Here is a 19,002-nt window from a genome sequence, read left to right as displayed (position 1 = left end):
CATTCTGCCCTGTCCTCAGCCCACCGAGCCGTCCAGGACGATCTCGCCGTCCGCCAGGCGGAGGTTCGTCACGGTGAGCCCGGGCAGCTTGGCCTCCAGGAGGCGCTCGACGTCGACGGCGATCCGCGCGTCGTGCTGGATGTCGACGACGCCCGGCGGCAGGTCCTGCTTGGCGAGAGCCTGCTCGATGGGCGCCGCGGCCAGGGACAGCAGCCGGTGCGCGGGAAGCCCGGCGGCGTTCGCCTCGACCTCCAGGGTGGCGACGCCGGACGCGAAGGCGGCGACGCGGACGTCGGCCCGCACGATGGGGGCGATGCGGACGGCGAGCTTGAGCGGGCCGGGCAGCGTGTCCAGGCGGCGCAGGTCGGCCACGACGCGGACGACGTCGCCCTCGCCGCTCACGGAGCTGATCACGGGCGGAACGGGCTGGCCGGCGACCTTGACCAGTCCGAGGACCTCGGCGGGAGTGATGCGGATGTGCACCCGGTGACCCTATCCGACCCGATCTCGCCGGGGCGCGCACGGGCAGACACGATCCGACGAGGCCGGGCGCCGGATCATCCCCGTACCGCCGGGGCGCGCACGGGCAGGAGCCGCAGGAGCTCGGGGAGCGCGGCCTCGAACGGGGGCAGCAGGTCGAGGCCGGCGAGCTCGCCCAGGGCGACCCAGCGGACGGCGAGGCTCTCGGCGTCGGCGGCGCGCGGGACGACGCGGGCACCGGACCGGACCTCGGCGACCACGGTCGTGTACGTCCAGGCCGGATGCTCGAGGACGTGGGTGCCGACGACCTCCACCGCGGCGGGGTCGACAGCGGCCTCCTCCGCGGCCTCGCGGAGCGCTCCGTCGCCGGCGCTCTCCCCGGGGGCTAGCGCCCCTCCGGGGATGCCCCAGGTGCCGCCCATGTGCGACCACGGCGCCCGGTGCTGGAGCACGAGGTGACCGGGGCCGCCGTCGGCCCCGCGCCGCACGAGCAGGAGCCCGGCGGCCCCGTACAGACCCCAGTGCCGGTGATCCCCGCACACCACCCAGTCGTCCCCGTCATGGCGGTGCAACCCCACCGGAGGCTTCAGCGATTCGGACACGATCGCCAGTCTGGCAGACGCCTCCGGGGACGGACACTCGTGGCGGGGGCCCGGGCGGCGGTGGCCTCCCGTGTCACCGCCGGTTAATCTCGGATCATGAGCACCGCCCCGGACCTCGACGATCCCACCACCGACCCGTTCGACGTGGCAGCGGCCGCTGCCGAGCACATCGCGGCCAAGTCCGGCGTGGCCGGTCACGACATCGCGCTCGTGCTCGGGTCGGGGTGGGGCGGCGCCGCCGAGCTGATCGGTGACGTGGTCGCGGAGATGCCCACCGCCGAGATCCCGGGCTTCCTCAAGCCGGCCGTCGACGGCCACCGCTCCACGACGCGCTCGATCCGCGTGGAGCGTGCCGACGGCTCGGTGCGGCACGCCCTGGTCCTCGGATCGCGCACCCACCTGTACGAGGGCATGGGGGTGCGCCGCGTGGTGCACGGCGTGCGCACCGCGGCCGCGACGGGCGCCGAGACGCTGATCCTCACCAACGGCTGCGGCAGCACGCACATCGGCTGGCGGCCGGGGCAGCCCGTGCTCCTCAAGGACCACCTGAACCTGACGTCGCGGACCCCGCTCGAGGGCGCGAAGTTCGCCGACATGACCGACATCTACACGCCGCGCCTGCGCGACCTCGCCCGCGAGGTCGACCCGGAGCTCCCCGAGGGCGTGTACGCCCAGTTCCACGGCCCGCAGTACGAGACGCCCGCCGAGGTGAAGATGGCACACCTGCTGGGCGCGGACCTCGTGGGCATGTCGACGGCGCTGGAGGCCGTCGCCGCCCGGCACTGCCGCATGGAGGTGCTGGGCATCTCCCTGGTCACGAACCTGGCGGCCGGGATCAGCCCGCAGCCGCTGTCCCACGAGGAGGTGCTGGAGGCGGGCAGGCAGGCCGGCCCGCGGATCAGCGACCTGCTCGCCCGCATCGTCGCGAAGATCTAGTGGCATGAGCACCTCGGTACCGGTACACCGCACGAGCACCACCGCCGACGACGACGGCGACGCCGTCCTGCGCTACGCCGCGGCCTGGATCGCCGACGACGTGGACGACGGCGACCGCGTCGAGCTGCGCAACCTGCTCGCCAAGGCCTCGGTTCCCCACCTGCGCGACCTGGCGCTCGCCGAGCTGCGTGACCGGTTCTCCGGGCTCCTGGAGTTCGGCACCGCCGGCCTGCGCGGCGCGATGGCGGCCGGGCCGCACCGCATGAACCGGGCCGTGGTGATCACGGCGGCGGCGGGGCTGGGTGCGTATCTCACGTCCGAGATCACCGGCGCGCCCCGGGTCGTGGTCGGCTACGACGCGCGGCACCGGTCGGAGGTCTTCGCCCGGGACACGGCCGCGGTGCTGACCGCGGCGGGCGCCGAGGTCTCCCTCCTGCCCGCTCCGCTGCCCACGCCGGTGCTCGCCTTCGCGGTACGCCACCTGGACGCCGACGCCGGCGTGATGGTCACCGCCAGCCACAACCCCGCCGCCGACAACGGCTACAAGGTCTATCTCGGCGGGCGTGTGGTGACGGACTCCGGCCAGGGCGCGCAGATCGTACCGCCGTACGACGCGCGGATCGCGGCCGAGATCGCCCGCGTCGCCACGGCGTCCGGCGGGGCGTCCGCCGTGCCGCGCGCCGAGAGCGGCTGGACGGTCCTCGGTGAGGACATCCACGAGGAATATCTGCGGCGCGTCGCCCTGCTGCGCGATCCTGGCCTGCACCTCCGCGACGTGCACGCGCCGCGGCTGATGCCGACGGCGCAGGCGCGGACCGCCGTCGCGATCCCGGACGAGTTCGCCGGCCCGCCCCCGCTGCGGATCGTGACCACGTCGCTGCACGGGGTCGGCGGCCGGACGCTGGGGCGGGTGCTCGCGGACGCGGGATTCACCGACGTCGTGCCCGTCGAGGAGCAGCTCGACCCGAACCCCGACTTCCCGACCGTGAGGTTCCCGAACCCGGAGGAGCGAGGCGCGCTCGACCTCGCCCTGTCGATCGCGTCGGACGTCCACGCGGACGTCGTCATCGCGAACGACCCCGACGCCGACCGCTGCGCCGTGGCGGTGTACGACCCGGACTGGGGCACCTACCAGGGCGCGGAGACGGCGGCGTCGCACGGCTGGCACATGCTCACCGGGGACCAGGTGGGCGCGCTGCTCGGCTGGGACATCGCGCAGCACACGACGTCGGGCACGCTGGCCAGCTCGGTCGTGTCGTCCCGGGTACTGCAGCGGATCGCCGCGCTGCACGGCCTGCGCCACGCGACGACGCTGACCGGGTTCAAGTGGATCTCCCGCACCCCGGACCTGGTGTTCGGCTACGAGGAGGCGCTCGGCTACTGCGTGGACCCCGAGGCCGTCCGCGACAAGGACGGGCTCTCGGCGGCGCTGCGCGTGGCCCTGCTCGCCGAACGTCTCAAGGAGTCCGGGCGCACCCTCCGGGACGCCCTCGACGACATCGCCCGCGCCTGCGGCCTGTACGCCACCGGGCAGCTCGCCGCGCGGTTCGACGACCTGGCGCGCATCCCGGAGGCGATGTCCCGCCTGCGGGCCGCTCCCCCGGCCACGCTCGACGGCGCGCCCGTGGTCAAGGTCGTCGACCTCGCCGAGGGCGTGGACGGGCTGCCGCCCACCGACGGCGTCGTGCTGACGGCCGATGACGACACGCGCGTGATCGTCCGGCCCAGCGGGACCGAGCCGAAGGTGAAGTGCTACCTGGAGGTCGTACGGCCAGTCGGCGAGGACGCGACCGCCGAGGACCTGGGTCGCGCCCGCGTCGTGGCCCAGGAGCGGCTGGAGCGCCTGAAGAAGGAGCTGGCGAAGGCCCTCGGGCTCTGAGCCGGGCCCGTCACTCCACGACTCACTCCACGACGGCAGGCAGGGTGTCGAGCTCGCCTTCATGCTCGGCCGCGTACTCGTCCACGGTGTCGTTCGCGATCGCCTGCATGAGCGGGTCGAGCCGCGCGCGGTCGACCGTGACGATGGACTGCCCGTCGGCGCTGGTCTGGCAGCACGGCATGTGCGGGGACGTGAGGAACGTGATGTCGTTCGTCGAGATCTCCCGCGCCTCGCCGAACAACTGCTCCATCCGTGCCAGGTCGAGGCTCGGATCGGCCGCGGTGGCGTTGCTCACGGCCTCGAGGAACCGGGTCATCTTCACGGGATCGCGCCGGTTGTTGTTGGCCTTCGCGACGATCGCGCGGATCCAGGCCTGCTGCCGCTGGACGCGGCCGAAGTCGCCGTTGGACAGGGACTTGCGCTCGCGCACGTAGGCGAGCGCCTCCTCGCCGTTCATCACCTGGTGGTAAGAGCCGCCGTTGCCGTCGGCGAGGGTGAGCTGCACGCCGCCCAGCGCGTCGGTCAGTTCCGTGAACGAGGAGAAGTCGGTGACGGCGAAGTGGTCCAACCGGACCCCGGTGAGCTGCTCGACCGTCTGGATCATCAGCGGTGCTCCCCCGAACGCGTACGCCGCGTTGATCTTCGCGTCTCCGTGCCCCGGGATGGGGACCCAGGAGTCACGGTTGATCGAGACCACCGTCGCCGACTCGCGGTCCGCCGCCAGGTGGACGAGCAGGATCGCGTCCGTGCGGGACCCGTCGCACAGGCTCGGGTCCCCGCCGGACACCCGGCTGTCGCACCCCAGCACGAGGATGTTGACCGCCTGCGTGTCCGCACCCCCCGGCGCGGGCTCGGGCCGGGAGTCCTCGTCGAGCCCGGCGAACGGATCACCGATCACCTCGATGTTGTCGGCGAGCGACTGCTTGTAGAGGGTGTACGCCCCGTAGGCCCCGCCACCGACGACGACGAGCGCGAGGACGACGATCCAGGCGACCGTGCCGCGCCCGAGACGCTTCCGGCGGGCGTGCCGGATCCCGCCTCCGACATGGTGCTGATCGGGGCGTGAGGAGGTAGTGGCTGCCATGCCGCGTGATCTTACTGTCATTTGCGCGTACTACTCTTAGTACCGGTTCGCATCCCGAGACCGTGATATCGGGTGAAAAACATGGACGTACAACCAGGAGGAACGCTCGATGGAACGCCGCTCCGCGACGGCCCATGGTCCTGCGTTCCTGCTGGTCACACACCACTTCTGGCCCGAGACGGGAGCGCCGCAAAGGCGCTGGGGAGCGCTATCCGCGCACCTTGTCCGCGCCGGATTCGGCGTGACCGTCCTCGCACCCCCGCCGCACTATCCGTCGGGCAAAATCACCCATTCTTCACCCGAATTCCGGCCCGGTGCCGTGGTATATGGGCCACGGGGTGAAAAGATCATTCGCGTGGGCTTTCGGGAGCACACCCTACGGCTTCTGTCCCGCGCCGCCGACCAGGCGATCGCCGCGCTCTCGTCGATGTGGCACGGTCTGCGCCCCGCCGCCCGCTCGGGTGGGCGGCCGGATGTGATCATCGCCACCGTCCCCGGCATCCCGAGCGTCGCCGCCGGCTGGGTCCTCGCCCGCTGCTACCGGGCGGCGCTGGTCATCGAGATGCGCGACGCCTGGCCCGACCTCATCGTCCCCAGCGGGATCCTCGCCGCCCCGAACGGCCGGACCGGTCTGCGGCGCCGCGTCCGCGCCGCGATCGCCGCGACCGTGCACCGCGTGGTGACCCGGCTCCAGGCACGGGCAGACCTCGTGGTCACCACCACGGACGCGTTCGCCGAGGTGCTGCGCGCCCGCGACGTCGCCAGGGTCGCCGTGGTCCGCAACGGCACCGCGTTCGAGGCCGTCCGCTCCCCCGCGCCGGCGCGACTCGACGGGCGTGCTCTCCGGGTGCTCTACGCCGGGACCGTCGGCCGGTCGCAGGGCCTCGACGTCGTCGTGCGTGCCGCCGCCCGGGTGAAGGAGCGCGGATATCCGATCGAGGTCCGCGTCGTCGGGCACGGGAACGACCTGGAGACGCTCGGGGACCTCGCGGACCGGCTCCGGGCCCCGGTCTCGGTGAGCCCGCCCGTGCCCGCCACGAGGATGCGTGACCTCTACGCCTGGGCGGACACCGCCGTCGTGTCCTTGCGCGACTGGGAGCCGTTCCGCTGGACCGTACCGTCGAAGCTGTACGAGGTCATGGCCTCGGGCCTGCCCGTCACGGCGTGCCTGGACGGCGAGGCCGCGCTCATCACCACCGAGACCGGCGCCGGGAGCGTCGTCCCGCCCGGCGACGCCGACGCGCTCGCCGCCCTCTGGTGCGGCTGGCTCGCGGACGGCGTCGTCCCCGCTCCCTCGCCCGACGCCGCCGCCTGGGTGGCGGCCAACGCGAGCGACGACGTCCTCGGGGAGAAGTACGAGACACTGCTGCGGCACCTCGTGGACGGCGACGCGCCACCGGGTGCTCCCGCGTCCGGGGACGTGACCCGCGCTTCCGCCGACGAAGCCTCTGCCGATCTGCTCGGCGACGCGGTCGCCGACGCGCTCCGGACCAAGAGTCCCACCCGGGGGTCGCGGCGTTGACCAGCTCCACCACGTTGCGCGCGACCGAACTCGCCCGCAACGCCCGCTACGCGCTGTCCTTCGCGGCCCGAACCTTCCGCGAGGACCCGCTCTGGCTCACCGTCCAGGCGGTGCGCCGCGCGCCCGCACGGCTGCGCGGTCCGCTCACGCGTGCGCTGCGGATCGCGCCCGAGCCGTCCGCGCCGCACGCCCTCGCGCAGCTGCTCTCCGGGGATCAGGCGTCCGCCGCCCGCGAGGCGGCCGAGCTCCTCTCGGGCGAGCACGGTCCGCGCGGCCGTCGCGTCGGCGCGGAGGTGGCGATCGCCGTCGGGCGCGCTGATCTCCTGGACGACGCCGCGGTCGACGGCCCGGCGTCGTACCGCGCGGCCTGGCTGCGCGGCGACGTCGACGTCATCGAGAAGGCCCTGGCCACCGGGGCGGACGACGTGCCGCTCGGGCTCCGGAGCCAGGTCGCCGCTCTGCAGCCGGCGCTCCGGCCGATACCACAGGCGGCGGCCCGGCCGTTCGGCGCACCCGCTGTGGCGACCGCACCGGCGGCCGGCTCGGCGAGCGCCCGCCCCGCGCCAGGCCTGCGGTCCTCGACGATCGCCGTCCTGCACCACCTGACGAACTCGCTGCCGCACACGCAGAGCGGCTACACGCTCCGCACGCACTCGGTGCTGACGGCCCAGCGCACCGCGGGGATCGAGGCCCTGGCGACGACGCGCCCGGGATATCCGCTGACCATCGGATCCCTCGGCGCCCGCTCGACCGACGTCGTCGACGGCGTGCCGTACCGCAGGCTGATCCCCCGGCGCACCACGACGGATCCCGCCGCGCGGGTCGACGCCGAGGCGCGGCTCCTGGCGGACACCGCGCGCGCCGCGGGGGCACAGGTCCTGCACACGACGACGCCGTCGGCCACGGGCGAGGTCGCGCGTCGCGCCGCGGGGATCCTCGGCGTGCCGTGGGTGTACGAGGTGCGCGGCCTGCCCGAGGAGACGTGGGCGGCGTCGCACCCGACGCCGGAGGCCCGCGCACGGGCGGCGGCCTCGCGCCGGCACGACCTGATGCAGGCGAAGGAGACGGAGCTCGCGTGCGCGGCGCATGCCGTCGTCACCCTGAGCGCCACCATGCGGGAGACCCTGATCGGTCGCGGCGTACCCGGCGCGAAGATCACCGTGGCGCCGAACGGCGTGCCCGCGGAGCTCCTCGCCACCCGCCACCCGGAGCCTCCGGACGCCCGGACCCGGCTCGGTCTTCCCGAGGCGTTCACCATCGGCTCGGTCGGCTCGATCGTGGACTACGAGGGACTGGAGACCACGATCCACGCGGTGGCCCGGCTGCGCGCCGACGGGCATGACGTGCGCGCCGCGCTCGTGGGCGACGGCGTCGCGCGCCCCGGCCTGCAGCGACTCGTCCGTTCGCTCGGGCTCGACGCCCACGTGACGCTGCCCGGCCGCGTCCCGCGCGACGCGGCCCTCACCTGGCTCGCCGCACTCGACGTGGTGCTCGTGCCCCGGCGCGACCACTCCGTCACGCGGCTGGTCACGCCGCTCAAGCCCGTGGAGGCCATGGCCGTGGGCCGGCCCGTCCTGGCGAGCAACCTTCCGGCGCTCGCCGAGGCGGTCGGAGGCGCGGGCGTGCTCGTGCCCCCGGCGGACGCGGCGGCCTGGGCGGGCGCCGTCGCGAGGCTCCACACCAACCCGGAGCACCGGGCGGAACTGGTGTCGAGAGGACGTGACGTCGCCTCGGGAAGGACCTGGGGGCGGAACGCCGAGACCTACGCCGCGATGTACCGGGGCCTGCTGGGAGGGAACGCATGACGACGCCCGCGACCGAACCGCCGCTGGACACCGGGGCGTACCAGGCCCTGTTCGACGCCTCGCCGAAGACCACGAAGGTCGTCACGCTCGCGAACCTCACACGGGTGGGGGCGCGGCCGCCGCTGGGGCAGTACATCGCGCTGCTGTGGGCGCGACGGAACTTCCTGTGGCGGGACGCCCGGGCGCGCGTCGGCTCGAACTCGCGCGAGAGCGTGCTGGGAAAGCTGTGGCTCGTCCTGGAGCCGGTGATCAACGGGCTGACCTACTACCTGATCTTCGGCGTGATCATGGGCGCGAGCCGGGGGGTCACGAACTTCGTCGGCTACCTCGTCATCGGCGTCTTCCTGTTCCAGTTCACCACCAAGTGCACGACCGGCGGCACCCGGGCGGTCACCTCGAACACGAATATGATCCGGGCCTTCACGTTCCCGCGGGCCGCGCTGCCGATCGCCGTCGTGCTCCGTGAGCTGCTGAGCTACCTGTGGGCGCTGGCCGCGCTGGCCGCGCTGATCTACCTGCTCCCGGAGCAGGAGACGTTCACCTGGCGGGTCGCCCTGGTACCCGTCGTGCTGGTGCTCCAGGTGATGTTCACCCTGGGGCTGGCGCTGTTCCTCGCGCGGTGGACCGTGGCGATCCGGGACCTCGCGACCATCGTGCCGCTGGTCTCGCGGATCTGGCTGTACGCGTCGTGCGTGTTCTTCAGCTTCGACACGCTCGAGGACCGCGGCCTGCCGCCGATCTACGGCACGGTGATGCAGTACAACCCCATGTTCCAGGTCCTGGACATGGTGCGGGACTGCGTGCTCTACGCCACGATCCCGGACCTCACGTCGTGGCTGATCCTCGGCGGCTGGGCGGTCGGGATGCTGGTGATCGGGTTCGTGAGCTTCTGGCGGGCGGAGGAGAGCTATGGCCGTTGACGACCTCGCCTACCCGATGCCGGCCGGGCGGCAGCTCACGCCGGTGACCGAGCCGCCCCCGCTGACCGGCTCGACGCCGATGTCCGTGCAGGCTCCCGCGCACACCGGCGCGATCGCGGCGGTCTCGGCGAGCACCGGCGCGACGCCGGTGCTGTGGCCCACGGTGGCGGTACAGGGCGTGAGGATGAACTACCGCACCCCGACCACCGACGCCCGCCGCGGGCGCCGTGCCAAGGTCAAGCGCGCGCTCCTCAACGTCCTGGGCCAGGAGCCCAAGATCACCGTGCGGGCGCTGAGCGACATCTCCTTCGTGGCGCACTCCGGCGAGCAGATCGGGCTCGTGGGCACGAACGGCTCCGGCAAGAGCACCCTGCTGCGCATCATCGCCGGGCTGGAGCGCCCCACCAAGGGCCAGGTCCTGGCAGAGTCCACGCCCTTGCTCATTGGCGTGAACGCCGCACTGGTCCCGGACCTGCCGGGCGAGGAGAACGTGCGCCTGGGCTGCCTGGCGATGGGCCTGTCCCGGGCCGAGACGGAGGCGGCCATCCCCGACGTGATCGAACTGGCCGGACTCGGCAGGTCGATCTACCTGCCGATGAAGACCTACTCGTCGGGCATGGCCGCCCGCCTGCGCTTCGCCATCGCCACGGCGGCGCGCCCGCACATCCTCCTCATCGACGAGGCGCTCGCCACCGGCGACGCCGCCTTCAAGGAGCGCAGCGAGGCCCGGATGAACGAGCTGCGGGAGAACGCCGGCACGGTGTTCCTCGTCAGCCACGCCGCCCAGACGATCGAGGAGACCTGCACCCGCGCCCTCTGGCTCAACAAGGGCCGGCTCGTCCTGGACGGCGAGGCCGAGGACGTGGCCCTGCGGTACCGCAAGTGGGCCTGGGCGATCGCGAAGGACAAGCTCGGCGAGGCCCGGAAGATCATCGAGGACGCCTTCGCGGAACGCCGGGAGACGCAGGTCAGGATCGCGGCCGACGACGAGCCCGACTCCCGCACGCCGGTACGACACGGACGGCCTTCGACCAAGGACATCAAGGCACTGCAGAAGGCCGAGAACAAGAAGGCCGCCTGGCGTGGCCGGTACGAGGAGGGGCAATGAGCACCAAGCCCGTCGTCATGACGATCTACGGCACACGACCGGAGGCCATCAAGCTGGCACCGGTCGTCACGGCCCTCGAGGCGAGCGAAAGGTTCGAGGGCGTCACGGTCGTCACCGGTCAGCACCGCGAGATGCTCGATCAGGTCAACGAGATCTTCGGGATCACACCCGACCACGATCTCGACGTCATGAGCCACGGGCAAACGCTGTCCGGGGTCTTCGCCCGGGTGATGGAGCGCCTCGACCCGGTCCTCGACGAGGTGCGGCCCGACGCCGTCGTCGTCCAGGGCGACACGTCCACGTCGACGGCCGCGGCCCTGGCCGCGTTCCACCGGCAGATCCCCGTGGTGCATCTCGAGGCCGGGCTGCGCAGCGGCGACATCGCGTCGCCGTTCCCGGAGGAGGCGAACCGCCGGCTCACCTCACAGGTGGCCGCCCTGCACCTGGCGCCCACCCTCCGGGCGCTGGCGAATCTCGTGGGGGAAGGCGTGCCGCTGCACGACATCGTCGTGACCGGGAACACGGTCATCGACGCCCTGCTCAGCACTGCGGAACACCGCGCCGAGTTCACCGATCCCGCCGTCGCGCGCGTCGCCGCGTCCGGGCGCCGGGTGGTCCTCGTGACCACGCACCGGCGAGAGAACTGGGGCGAGGCGATGTCCGGTGTCGGTCGTGCGCTGCGCCGGCTGGCCGAGCGGTTCGACGACGTGGAGTTCGTGCTGCCCGTGCACCGCAACCCGGTGGTCCGGGAGGCGGTCCTGCCGCACCTCGACGGCGCCGCGAACATCACCGTGACGGAACCCCTCGCCTACGGCGAGTTCACGCACCTGCTGTCGCTGTCGTCGCTCGTCCTCACGGACTCCGGCGGGCTCCAGGAGGAGGCGCCGTCGCTCGGCATCCCCGTGCTGGTGATGCGCGACAACACCGAGCGCCCCGAGGCCGTCGAGGCCGGTACGGCGCGCATCATCGGCACCGAACCGGAGCGCCTGGTGGCCGAGGTCGGTGCGCTCCTGACGGACGATACGCTGTACGCCGCCATGGCGCAGGCGGTCAACCCCTACGGGGACGGGCGCTCCGCACCCCGCGTCCTCGACGCGATCGCGCGCATGCTCGCTCCCCCGGTCCTCGCCGCACCGCCGGCGATCGCCGCCTCCGAGAGTTCCGTCGCTACTGCAGAGAGTTGGGCATGAACAGCAAGACGCGGGTCTTCATCTGGGGCTCGTGCGTGTCCCGGGACACGTTCGAGCACATGGATCCGAACCAGTACGAGCTGGTCGCCTACGTGGCGCGGCAGTCCGCGCTGAGCGCGACCACCCGGCCCGTGGAGCAGATCGCCGCACCCCAGCTGGCGTCGCGGTTCCAGCAGCGGATGGTCTCCGGGGACTTCGGCTCGAACCTGCGGCCCACCCTGGCCGAGCAGGCCGCCACCACGGACGTGCTCCTGGTGGATCTCACCGACGAGCGGCTGGGCGTGTACCTGCTTCCCGACGGGACCGTGGTGACGCGCTCCGTGGAACTCATCGAGTCCGGGATGGACCAGACCGTCGCCCAGAACGCGCAGCACCTTCCGTTCGGGACGCAGCAGCACTACGAGTACTGGTCGGGGGCGATCCAGGCGGCCGGCGACGCGATCCGGCAGACGATGCCGGGTGTGACGGTGGCGTTGCTCGACATCCCGTGGGCCGAGTGGAGCGAGTCGGGGCAACGGACCCCGGACTCGTTCGGAGTGACCGCGGCCCAGGCGAATCCGGTCTTCCGCCCGTACGTGGAGACCGCCGTGCAGGCCCTCGGGGCGCACCTGGTCTCGATCGACCCGTCACACGTCTCGTCCGGTCCGACGCACCCCTGGGGGGAGGCACCGTTCCACTACTCGGAGAACGTGTACGTGGAGGCGGTACGCAGCCTCACGGGCGCCGCGGGACGGGTCGTGTGGGGTCCGGGCGCCGCCGACGACCGCGGCGGGGACGCCGCCACAGCCCGGCCGACCAGCACACCCACCCGGGCTCAGGCCGTCGAGCCCCGCGCGCCGGGCAGCGAGCCGACAGCGGCCCCGAAGCAGCTCCAGCGGCTGCAAGGCGGGCCGAACTTCCTGCTCGCGGGCACCATGCGGAGCGCGACGACGTGGCTCCAGAAACAGCTCTCGTACCACCCGGACATCTTCGTCACCTCCGGGGGCAGGGCGAGCAACTTCTTCAACAACCAGAAGCGCGTCGAGGACCCGAAGGAGGTCGAAGCCTACCTCGCGGAGTTCGCGAAGGCGTCCGCGAGCTACCGCCGCGGCGAGCGGTCGACGATGTACTTCTGGGAGGGGCTCGGCGATCCGCGGTCGCCACGCCGCGCGGCGACCGCGGCCAACGTCGCGCAGATGGTCGATCCCAACGCCCCGATCGTGCTGTCGCTTCGCGACCCCGTGTCGCGCGCCGTCTCCGGGTACTGGGCCGCCGTGTCGAACGGTCAGCTCGATCTGTCCCGGACGATCTTCCGGGCACCGCCCTCGATGGGACTCATCGATCTCGGACACTACCGGCGTCATTACGAGAGCTGGGCGGCTGCCGTGGGACCCGAGCGCATCGACGTCGTGCTCTACGACGACATCGTGGACGACCCCCGCAAGACCGTGGCTCAGCTCCTGCGCGTTCTCGAGGTCGACGAGACCGCCGAGTTCTGGTCGAAGGCGACGCTCGAGAAGCGGGAGAACCACAAGCCGTGGACAGCGGCGATGAAGAAGTCCGGTCAGGTGTCGCCGCAGGAGATCGCGTTCCTCCTCGAACTCTACGAGGACGACATCGCCTTCATGGAACACCTGCTCGGCAGGCGCCTCGATGCCTGGCGCGACATCAAGAAGCTCGTCGCCGCGAACACGAAGTAGCCGCACGTCGATCGCGCCCCGGGGCCGGCGGGTTCCCGGGGCGCATCGACATCAGGCCTCGGGTAGCGAGTCGAAGTCGGGAACCCTGAACGAACCGACCTCTTCCGCCAGGACGTCGAGCTCGGCGAAGGACTTCACCGAATCGGCCGCGAGCAGACCCACGAGGTGCATCAGCGGCTGGACGTGCCCGGGCATCATCGTGTTCGCGTCGAACGACCACAGGCGCTCCATGTCGACGACGCCGTCGAGGACGGCGGGTGTCCTGCTCTCGATCGCGGTCCGGACCTCATCGAGCCTCACCTGGAGCTTCATCCCGATCGGGCGCCGTGCCAGCGGCTTGGTCCCTTCCGACCAGACGTAGGGCTCCGTCTGCGGCACCTCGGCGTCGGTGACGTCCCGCAGCTCAGGATCCCAGGTCTGCTCGGCGAACGGAATCTCCAGCAGGCGCTTGTCCGCCCGCCGGAGCATCTCGAAGTGGAACTCTTCCAGGGAGCGCGACCGGGGACCGGAGTTGTACGTGTACCGGAGCACTGCATCCGTCGGGAAGATGTAGGGGGCGAACGACGTCGAGTTGGCGATGTGCCAGGTCCGGGCGACCCAGCGCTTGAAGCGGAACTCGATCCGGTGCTTGGACGGAATCTGGTTGATGTCGTCGACGACCTCGAGCTGCGCGCCGTAGTAGTCGAGGAACTCGGCCTCGGAGCTCGCACGTGCCTCGTCGGTGAGGATCTTGCACACGTCCCAGTTCGCGAGGTGGACCCGGAACCAGTGCAGGAGCTCCTTGGAGGTCGCGAACGATCGCTTGCCCGCGATGTTCCGGAGCCCGCCCTCCTGCCCGCTGACCGAGATACCCGGGCGGGGCGTCCCGCCCGTGAGATCCATGGGACTCATCTCTCCCTCGGTGAGGAAGACGTGCCTCGGGTACCGCGGGGTCAGCGTGCGGGAGGCGGGCGCGCTCGGCGCCGTTGCGGCGTGCGTGACGCGGAACCGGTGCTTCGTCTCGAGGCCCAGGGCCCGGGCGACGTCGCCGGCGCTCGAGATCTCCGGGCTACCCTCGACGCCCCAGGTCAGAAGGCCGTCGATGTGGTCGGCGTGACCGGCAGCGTGCAGCATCGCGAGAACGAGCCGGCTGTCCTTTCCACCGGACAGCGGAACCTCCAGGGGGAAGCTGTCCGTCGAGCGGAAGACCCCGGTCAACGCGCGGAGCCGGTCGAACGCGTCGTCCCAGAACGCCGTGCGATCCGTCAGGTACTGCCGGCGCAACCCCTCGTCGAAGAAGAGGTCGTGGTCACGGCGGTGCACGACGGGACGCCCGCCGACGGGTCGGTACACCACCGCGCCCTGCTCGAGGACGTCCACCCCCTCGAACATCGAGTGCCGGTTCAGGGAGATGGACGCGCTGAGGACGGAACGCGCGAAGTCGGGACTCAGGTCGAACCTCGTCGAGAGCCGGCGGCCGTAGGCAGCGACCGACGCGCGGGACGCCAGGACGAACCTGCCGGCCTCGGAGGCGTGGTAGAGCGGCATCGATCCGGCGCTGTTCCGCCAGACGCGGAACTCGCCGTCCGGGCGGGCGCTGCACGCCGTGAACTCGCCGTCCAGGGAGTCGCCCGGATCGAAGCTCACGTCCGAGACGTTCAGCAAGGGCCGGGCCGTGTCCAGGTCGATGAGCCAGCCGTCGAAGAACCGCAGACCCTCGTCGCCCCGCAACACGCGATCGGCCGGCTTGATCGGCGGAGCGTCGCGGCCCCACAGCAGGACGGCCACCGCCCCGTCCTTCGCGTACCACGCGCGATAGTAGTTGCCGGGTGCGGGCAGCAGTGCCGCGACCTCCTTGCGGACGCGTTCCTCGGACTGCTTGAGCTCCGCGACTCCGTCACGGTCCCAGACGATCAGAAAATCAAGCACGGGCTCCTCCGAGATTGTCGTCGCGGCATCGGGACGCGATATCGGTCATGCCGGCCCCAGTACATCTCGGACCTGCGCGGACAGGTCGTCGTAGTATTCCGGGACGTAGTGATAGGGCGCCAACCCCCATTTGTGCCCGGCGTCCGCACGGCACGTCTCGGCGGCGGGCTGGACGAATCGACACCGCTCGCCCAGGGCGGATCCGAGCAGGTCGTACGCCCGAGCGAGCCACTCGTTGGGCCGACGCACGTACGCGGGCTCCTCAAGCGGTGTGCCGTCCGCGTCACGGGTGGCCCACATCGCGCGGTGAACGACGACGATCTGATCCGGCGGGAGCAGATCTGCGAGACGCCTGGCCGCGGCGGCGAACGGCCCAGCGGGATCGAGGTCGTCGCCGTCGTCGACCCGCACGAACTCGGACATGTCGATGCCGGAATCCTTCAGGTAAGGCGATCCGGTGACAAATCCGTGACGTGATCTGAGCAGGGGAAAGCGCTCGTCGATCAGGTCGATGACGATCGGATGGTCGACCCTGGGAAGCACCGACGCGACCCGCTTGGTGAGGTCGTCGCGGACCACTCGGCGCCGGAACCCGGACTCGAGCCTGAGGTCCGCCGCTCCGAGAGGCGTGGCCTCCGAAACGATGCTCCGGATCTTGGTACGCGAAAAGTAGTGCCGGGGCCTGGGCAGCGGGTCCGTACCGATCTCGCTGGCGTCACGCGTCACGCACGACCCGACGAGGCTGAAGACCGGGCTGTCACTCATGCGGGATCTCCCATCATGGTCTTCACCCGCGCGAGGAGCGCTTCCTCGCCGAAGCGACGCCTCACCGCGTCGACCGCACGACGGCTCTGCTCGGCATACGCGTCCTCGTCGGACCAGATGCGCTCGTAGAGGGACCGAGCGCCGTCCGGCTCGGTGTAGAGCGCCCCGTCCCCGAACGTGGACTCCATGTAGGGCGGCAGGATCACGACGAGCCCGGCCGCCATCGCCTCGAGCGTCGCCATGCCGAACGACTCGTACAGTTCCGCCCCGTGGAAGTACGCCCAGATATCGATCTCGTCCAGGAAATCGCGCACCTGCTTCGTGCCGTACGGATACACCGTCCAGCTGTCACCGAGCGGACCGCCCCGGCGCTTCCGCGCCCAGTCGGCCCCACCGAGCACGCGGATCTCGTACGACCCGTCCGTCGGGTAGACAAGCTCGAACGTCTCGCTCGCCGGCCACTTGTGCGCGTGGTCCCGCGAGTGACGGCCGAGCACGGGGGCCCTGGCTGGATCGCTCTTCCGGGAAGCTCCGACCTCGACCTGCGTGACGCCGCTCCAGTCCGACGCCGCGAGGTTCTCGGGTGCGACCAGGCCTGTCAGCAGGGTACGGATCAGCCCGGACTCGGGCGCCACACGGGGCCGAACGCCGAAGACGGCCTCGGCCGTGCCCTGCACCGTACGGATGTCATACGTCGAGCCGGTGCGGTCGGGCTCGAACGGCGCGTGGTTGACGATCACGACAGCGGCGTCCGTCGTGACACGGGACCGGACCGGCTCGGCGAACTGCATGGTCGTGGGGTGCCGGACGATCGTCAGGCCGGCCCGGACCTCGTCCAGAAGCGAGATGACGACGGCGCGCGGGTGTCCGGCGAGCTGGAGCGCCCGCGGGTGCAACAGGTTCTTCGTCCCGAGAATCGGCGACTCGATCTGGAGGAGCCCGACCCGGTAGCCGTGCCGCAACAGGATCTCGATCTCGTTGCAGGCAAGGGTGGAGTTGCCGCCGGCGAACCGGAAGTCGGTGGCGTACACGATGTCCACGTCGACGCGGCCCTGAGCGGCACGCGATCCCAGCATGTTCGTCGCGACGGCGAACGGGCGGTCGTCCCGGTCGTCCGGACCGACGAAGGGCGTGACCGACCGGCTCGCGCACTCCGCGTGCCACCGCCGGTAGGCATCCGCGTACCAGCGGCGGCGCGGATCGAGATACCCGCGGCTGATCTCGCCCGACGTCAGCGACGCCGCCCGCTCGCGCAGGAACGAGAGCGGTGCGGTGCCCACGCTCGGCACCCTGTGGCCGGACCAGAGCTGGATACGATCGATCATCTCGGCGTCGGCGCCCCGATTGACGACATCCCAGTACCCGATCTCGTCGAAGACCTCACGCCGGACCATCAATGACGAGTAGTTCCGCTGCGAGAACACCGGGTTGTCGTTGATCCGCGTGAACATCAGCGCGTCCGTCGCACGCGACAACAGCGACGTGTTGGCCGGGAGCTCCGGGTTCCGTTCGAGATGCGCCACCTGCATCTCGAGCTTGCGCGGGTGCGACCAGTCGTCGTCGTCGTGAACGGTGATGTACGCGCCCCTGGCGTGGGTGGACACCGCCACGTTGCGGGCCTTGTACGAACCGAGGTTCTCCGGGAGGTGATGCACGCGGATCCGGTCGTCCCTCGCCCTCCAGCCTCCGATCCGCTCCGCCGCGTCCGGCGACGACGCGTCGTCCATGATCAGAAGCTCGAAGTTCTCGTACGACTGCGCGAGCAGCGACTCGACGGCGGTCTCGATCCGGGGGCCAGGCTCGAAGGTCGGCATGATGACCGACACCAGCGGCCCTCCGGCGACGAGGCTCGCCGGCGCGCAGACGATTCTGTCGAACGGCGCGCCCGGACCCGGCGCGACAGAGATTCCCTCGAGGCCATCGGCGGCCATCGCGGAATTGACGTGCGCGAGCCACTCCGCGATCGCGACGCCGTCCTCGTCACCCGCCGCGGTGAACGGGTTGACGGCGTTGGCACGCAACAGGAACGGCTGTACGCGAGAGAGCCGGGCGGCACGAACAGGACGCATCCACCGTTCCAGATCTTCCGGGCGTCGCTGGGAAGCCAGCAGCTCCGGAAGGACGAGCCTGTCGAGCGGACGGACCCGGCTCATACCATGCCCCGTGAACAACGCCTCGAGCATGACGGACGCGTCGAACGTCTCCTGGACATCGCGTGCCTGGTTGGCGACGACCATGCAGAACCCGACGAACGGCCCGATCTCGACTCCCGCGAAGAACCGCTTCACGACACCGTCGTCGCCCAGAGCATGAAGCGTCTTCACCGTATGGATGAGGCCGCCCGCGTCGTGGAGACCACGTGTGGCGGCCCGGGCGAGGGTGTCCCAGGCCTGCCGGGTCCGGTTGCGGAGAGTGTAGGTCGTCAGGGTCGCGGTCCGTCCGCCGTACTCGGCATCGATGCCGATCCGGCCGAGATCTGGCGCAGAGCTCACCTGACACCGACCGTGCCGACGTTCGCGGCATCCTCGTCGCGGCTTCCGGTTCGCTCGAGCAGCGTCTCGAGGACGCTCTCGGTGTACCGCTGCCGCCGAGCCAGCCAGTCGAACTGGGCGGCGGTCCTCGCCACCTGGGCCTCGACGCTGCCGTCCAGGCCGGTCGGGGCTGCGGGCGCCCCCGGGCCTCGCAGTTCCTCGGCCTCGATGATGTCGTCGAGACGGCGGCCGAGAGCGTTCAGGTGCTCCCGCACCGTGGCGTACCGTTCCGATTCGGCGTCGCTCGTCTCGTCCAGTACCCGCCTGATCCGCTTCACGAGACCTTCCATCCCGGTCAGCGTCGCGGCGACGCCATCGGTCGTGTCGCTCGTGCCGTGACCCAGGCGGCGGAGCTCGGCCCCGCGCTGCTCCAGCCGGCGTAGCGCGGCGAACACCTCGCGGTTGTGCGCAAGACTCCTCGCCTGTGCGAGACGGATCGACGCGATCGCGCCGTACATGCCGAGACCCAGGACACCGAGTGCTGCGGGGAGGAAGCTCCGTGTCCCGAACGAGATCCCCACCAGGGTGGCGAAGGCGACGAGGACGACGATCGAGGACGCGACGAGAAGGCGTGGAAGACGCTTCATGATTTT

General features: G+C 71.4%; 15 protein-coding genes. 8 read left to right on the top strand and 7 right to left on the bottom strand.

Annotation, left to right across the window (positions count from 1 at the left end):
* Positions 1-15: 15 nt before the first annotated feature.
* Together IIE03_RS15680 and IIE03_RS15675 are read right to left on the bottom strand one after the other, a co-directional pair.
* The gene (locus IIE03_RS15680; protein ID WP_192863692.1) at positions 16-483 is read right to left on the bottom strand and encodes a hypothetical protein; all 468 of its coding nucleotides are present in this window, start codon (positions 481-483) and stop codon (positions 16-18) included.
* Positions 484-557: 74 nt separating this feature from the next.
* On the bottom strand, positions 558-1,082 hold the full coding sequence (locus IIE03_RS15675; protein WP_318843014.1) for an NUDIX domain-containing protein: 525 nt from the start codon (positions 1,080-1,082) through the stop codon (positions 558-560).
* 96 nt (positions 1,083-1,178) lie between these two features.
* Between IIE03_RS15675 and IIE03_RS15670 the strand changes: the two genes are divergently transcribed.
* Positions 1,179-2,018: a purine-nucleoside phosphorylase gene (locus tag IIE03_RS15670; RefSeq protein WP_192863691.1), complete on the top strand. Its 840-nt coding sequence runs from the start codon at positions 1,179-1,181 to the stop codon at positions 2,016-2,018.
* 4 nt (positions 2,019-2,022) lie between these two features.
* Positions 2,023-3,897: a phospho-sugar mutase gene (locus IIE03_RS15665; protein WP_192863690.1), complete on the top strand. Its 1,875-nt coding sequence runs from the start codon at positions 2,023-2,025 to the stop codon at positions 3,895-3,897.
* 22 nt (positions 3,898-3,919) lie between these two features.
* Here IIE03_RS15665 and IIE03_RS15660 read toward each other — a convergent pair whose 3' ends face one another.
* A complete protein-coding gene (locus tag IIE03_RS15660) occupies positions 3,920-4,981 on the bottom strand; it encodes an LCP family protein (protein ID WP_192863689.1) in 1,062 nt (353 codons plus the stop codon).
* Positions 4,982-5,090: 109 nt separating this feature from the next.
* On the opposite strand from IIE03_RS15660, the gene IIE03_RS15655 reads away from it, so the two are divergent.
* From IIE03_RS15655 to IIE03_RS15630, 6 genes are read left to right on the top strand one after another with little or no spacing between them, the layout of a single operon-like run.
* Positions 5,091-6,503: a glycosyltransferase family 4 protein gene (locus IIE03_RS15655; protein ID WP_192863688.1), complete on the top strand. Its 1,413-nt coding sequence runs from the start codon at positions 5,091-5,093 to the stop codon at positions 6,501-6,503.
* Complete coding sequence (locus IIE03_RS15650; RefSeq protein ID WP_192863687.1) at positions 6,500-8,308, top strand: glycosyltransferase family 4 protein; 1,809 nt, start codon at positions 6,500-6,502, stop codon at positions 8,306-8,308. Before IIE03_RS15655 ends, IIE03_RS15650 begins: the two co-directional genes overlap by 4 nt.
* Positions 8,305-9,228 (top strand): ABC transporter permease, encoded by a 924-nt coding sequence (locus tag IIE03_RS15645; RefSeq protein ID WP_192863686.1) that lies wholly within the window; start codon positions 8,305-8,307, stop codon positions 9,226-9,228. The genes IIE03_RS15650 and IIE03_RS15645 overlap by 4 nt, the downstream gene beginning before the upstream one ends.
* Positions 9,218-10,336 (top strand): ABC transporter ATP-binding protein, encoded by a 1,119-nt coding sequence (locus tag IIE03_RS15640; RefSeq protein WP_192863685.1) that lies wholly within the window; start codon positions 9,218-9,220, stop codon positions 10,334-10,336. The genes IIE03_RS15645 and IIE03_RS15640 overlap by 11 nt, the downstream gene beginning before the upstream one ends.
* A complete protein-coding gene (wecB, locus tag IIE03_RS15635; protein ID WP_225997837.1) occupies positions 10,333-11,526 on the top strand; it encodes a non-hydrolyzing UDP-N-acetylglucosamine 2-epimerase in 1,194 nt (397 codons plus the stop codon). The genes IIE03_RS15640 and wecB overlap by 4 nt, the downstream gene beginning before the upstream one ends.
* Positions 11,523-13,205: a DUF6270 domain-containing protein gene (locus IIE03_RS15630; RefSeq protein WP_192863684.1), complete on the top strand. Its 1,683-nt coding sequence runs from the start codon at positions 11,523-11,525 to the stop codon at positions 13,203-13,205. Before wecB ends, IIE03_RS15630 begins: the two co-directional genes overlap by 4 nt.
* 51 nt (positions 13,206-13,256) lie before the next feature.
* Here IIE03_RS15630 and IIE03_RS15625 read toward each other — a convergent pair whose 3' ends face one another.
* From IIE03_RS15625 to IIE03_RS15610, 4 genes are read right to left on the bottom strand one after another with little or no spacing between them, the layout of a single operon-like run.
* Entirely contained in the window at positions 13,257-15,113 is a 1,857-nt protein-coding gene (locus tag IIE03_RS15625) for a hypothetical protein (RefSeq protein WP_192863683.1), read from the bottom strand.
* 45 nt (positions 15,114-15,158) lie between these two features.
* Complete coding sequence (locus IIE03_RS15620; protein ID WP_225997836.1) at positions 15,159-15,878, bottom strand: DUF6270 domain-containing protein; 720 nt, start codon at positions 15,876-15,878, stop codon at positions 15,159-15,161.
* Positions 15,875-18,370 carry a glycosyltransferase gene (locus IIE03_RS15615; RefSeq protein ID WP_192863681.1) on the bottom strand — a complete coding sequence of 832 codons (2,496 nt, stop codon included), beginning with the start codon at positions 18,368-18,370 and terminating at the stop codon, positions 15,875-15,877. Before IIE03_RS15615 ends, IIE03_RS15620 begins: the two co-directional genes overlap by 4 nt.
* Positions 18,367-18,996 (bottom strand): hypothetical protein, encoded by a 630-nt coding sequence (locus tag IIE03_RS15610; protein WP_192863680.1) that lies wholly within the window; start codon positions 18,994-18,996, stop codon positions 18,367-18,369. The genes IIE03_RS15615 and IIE03_RS15610 overlap by 4 nt, the downstream gene beginning before the upstream one ends.
* Positions 18,997-19,002: the final 6 nt, after the last annotated feature.

This window comes from Myceligenerans pegani, from assembly GCF_014892515.1.
Classification (GTDB): Bacteria; Actinomycetota; Actinomycetes; order Actinomycetales; family Cellulomonadaceae; genus Myceligenerans; species Myceligenerans pegani.
This window is presented reverse-complemented; position numbering and strand designations above follow the sequence as displayed.

Coding starts and splice junctions, on each gene's coding strand:
- IIE03_RS15660 (WP_192863689.1), bottom strand. CDS start 4,981: ATGGCAGCCACTACCTCCTCACGCCCCGATCAGCACCATGTCGGAGGC.
- IIE03_RS15630 (WP_192863684.1), top strand. CDS start 11,523: ATGAACAGCAAGACGCGGGTCTTCATCTGGGGCTCGTGCGTGTCCCGG.
- IIE03_RS15655 (WP_192863688.1), top strand. CDS start 5,091: ATGGAACGCCGCTCCGCGACGGCCCATGGTCCTGCGTTCCTGCTGGTC.
- IIE03_RS15620 (WP_225997836.1), bottom strand. CDS start 15,878: ATGAGTGACAGCCCGGTCTTCAGCCTCGTCGGGTCGTGCGTGACGCGT.
- wecB (WP_225997837.1), top strand. CDS start 10,333: ATGAGCACCAAGCCCGTCGTCATGACGATCTACGGCACACGACCGGAG.
- IIE03_RS15610 (WP_192863680.1), bottom strand. CDS start 18,996: ATGAAGCGTCTTCCACGCCTTCTCGTCGCGTCCTCGATCGTCGTCCTC.
- IIE03_RS15670 (WP_192863691.1), top strand. CDS start 1,179: ATGAGCACCGCCCCGGACCTCGACGATCCCACCACCGACCCGTTCGAC.
- IIE03_RS15640 (WP_192863685.1), top strand. CDS start 9,218: ATGGCCGTTGACGACCTCGCCTACCCGATGCCGGCCGGGCGGCAGCTC.
- IIE03_RS15645 (WP_192863686.1), top strand. CDS start 8,305: ATGACGACGCCCGCGACCGAACCGCCGCTGGACACCGGGGCGTACCAG.
- IIE03_RS15665 (WP_192863690.1), top strand. CDS start 2,023: ATGAGCACCTCGGTACCGGTACACCGCACGAGCACCACCGCCGACGAC.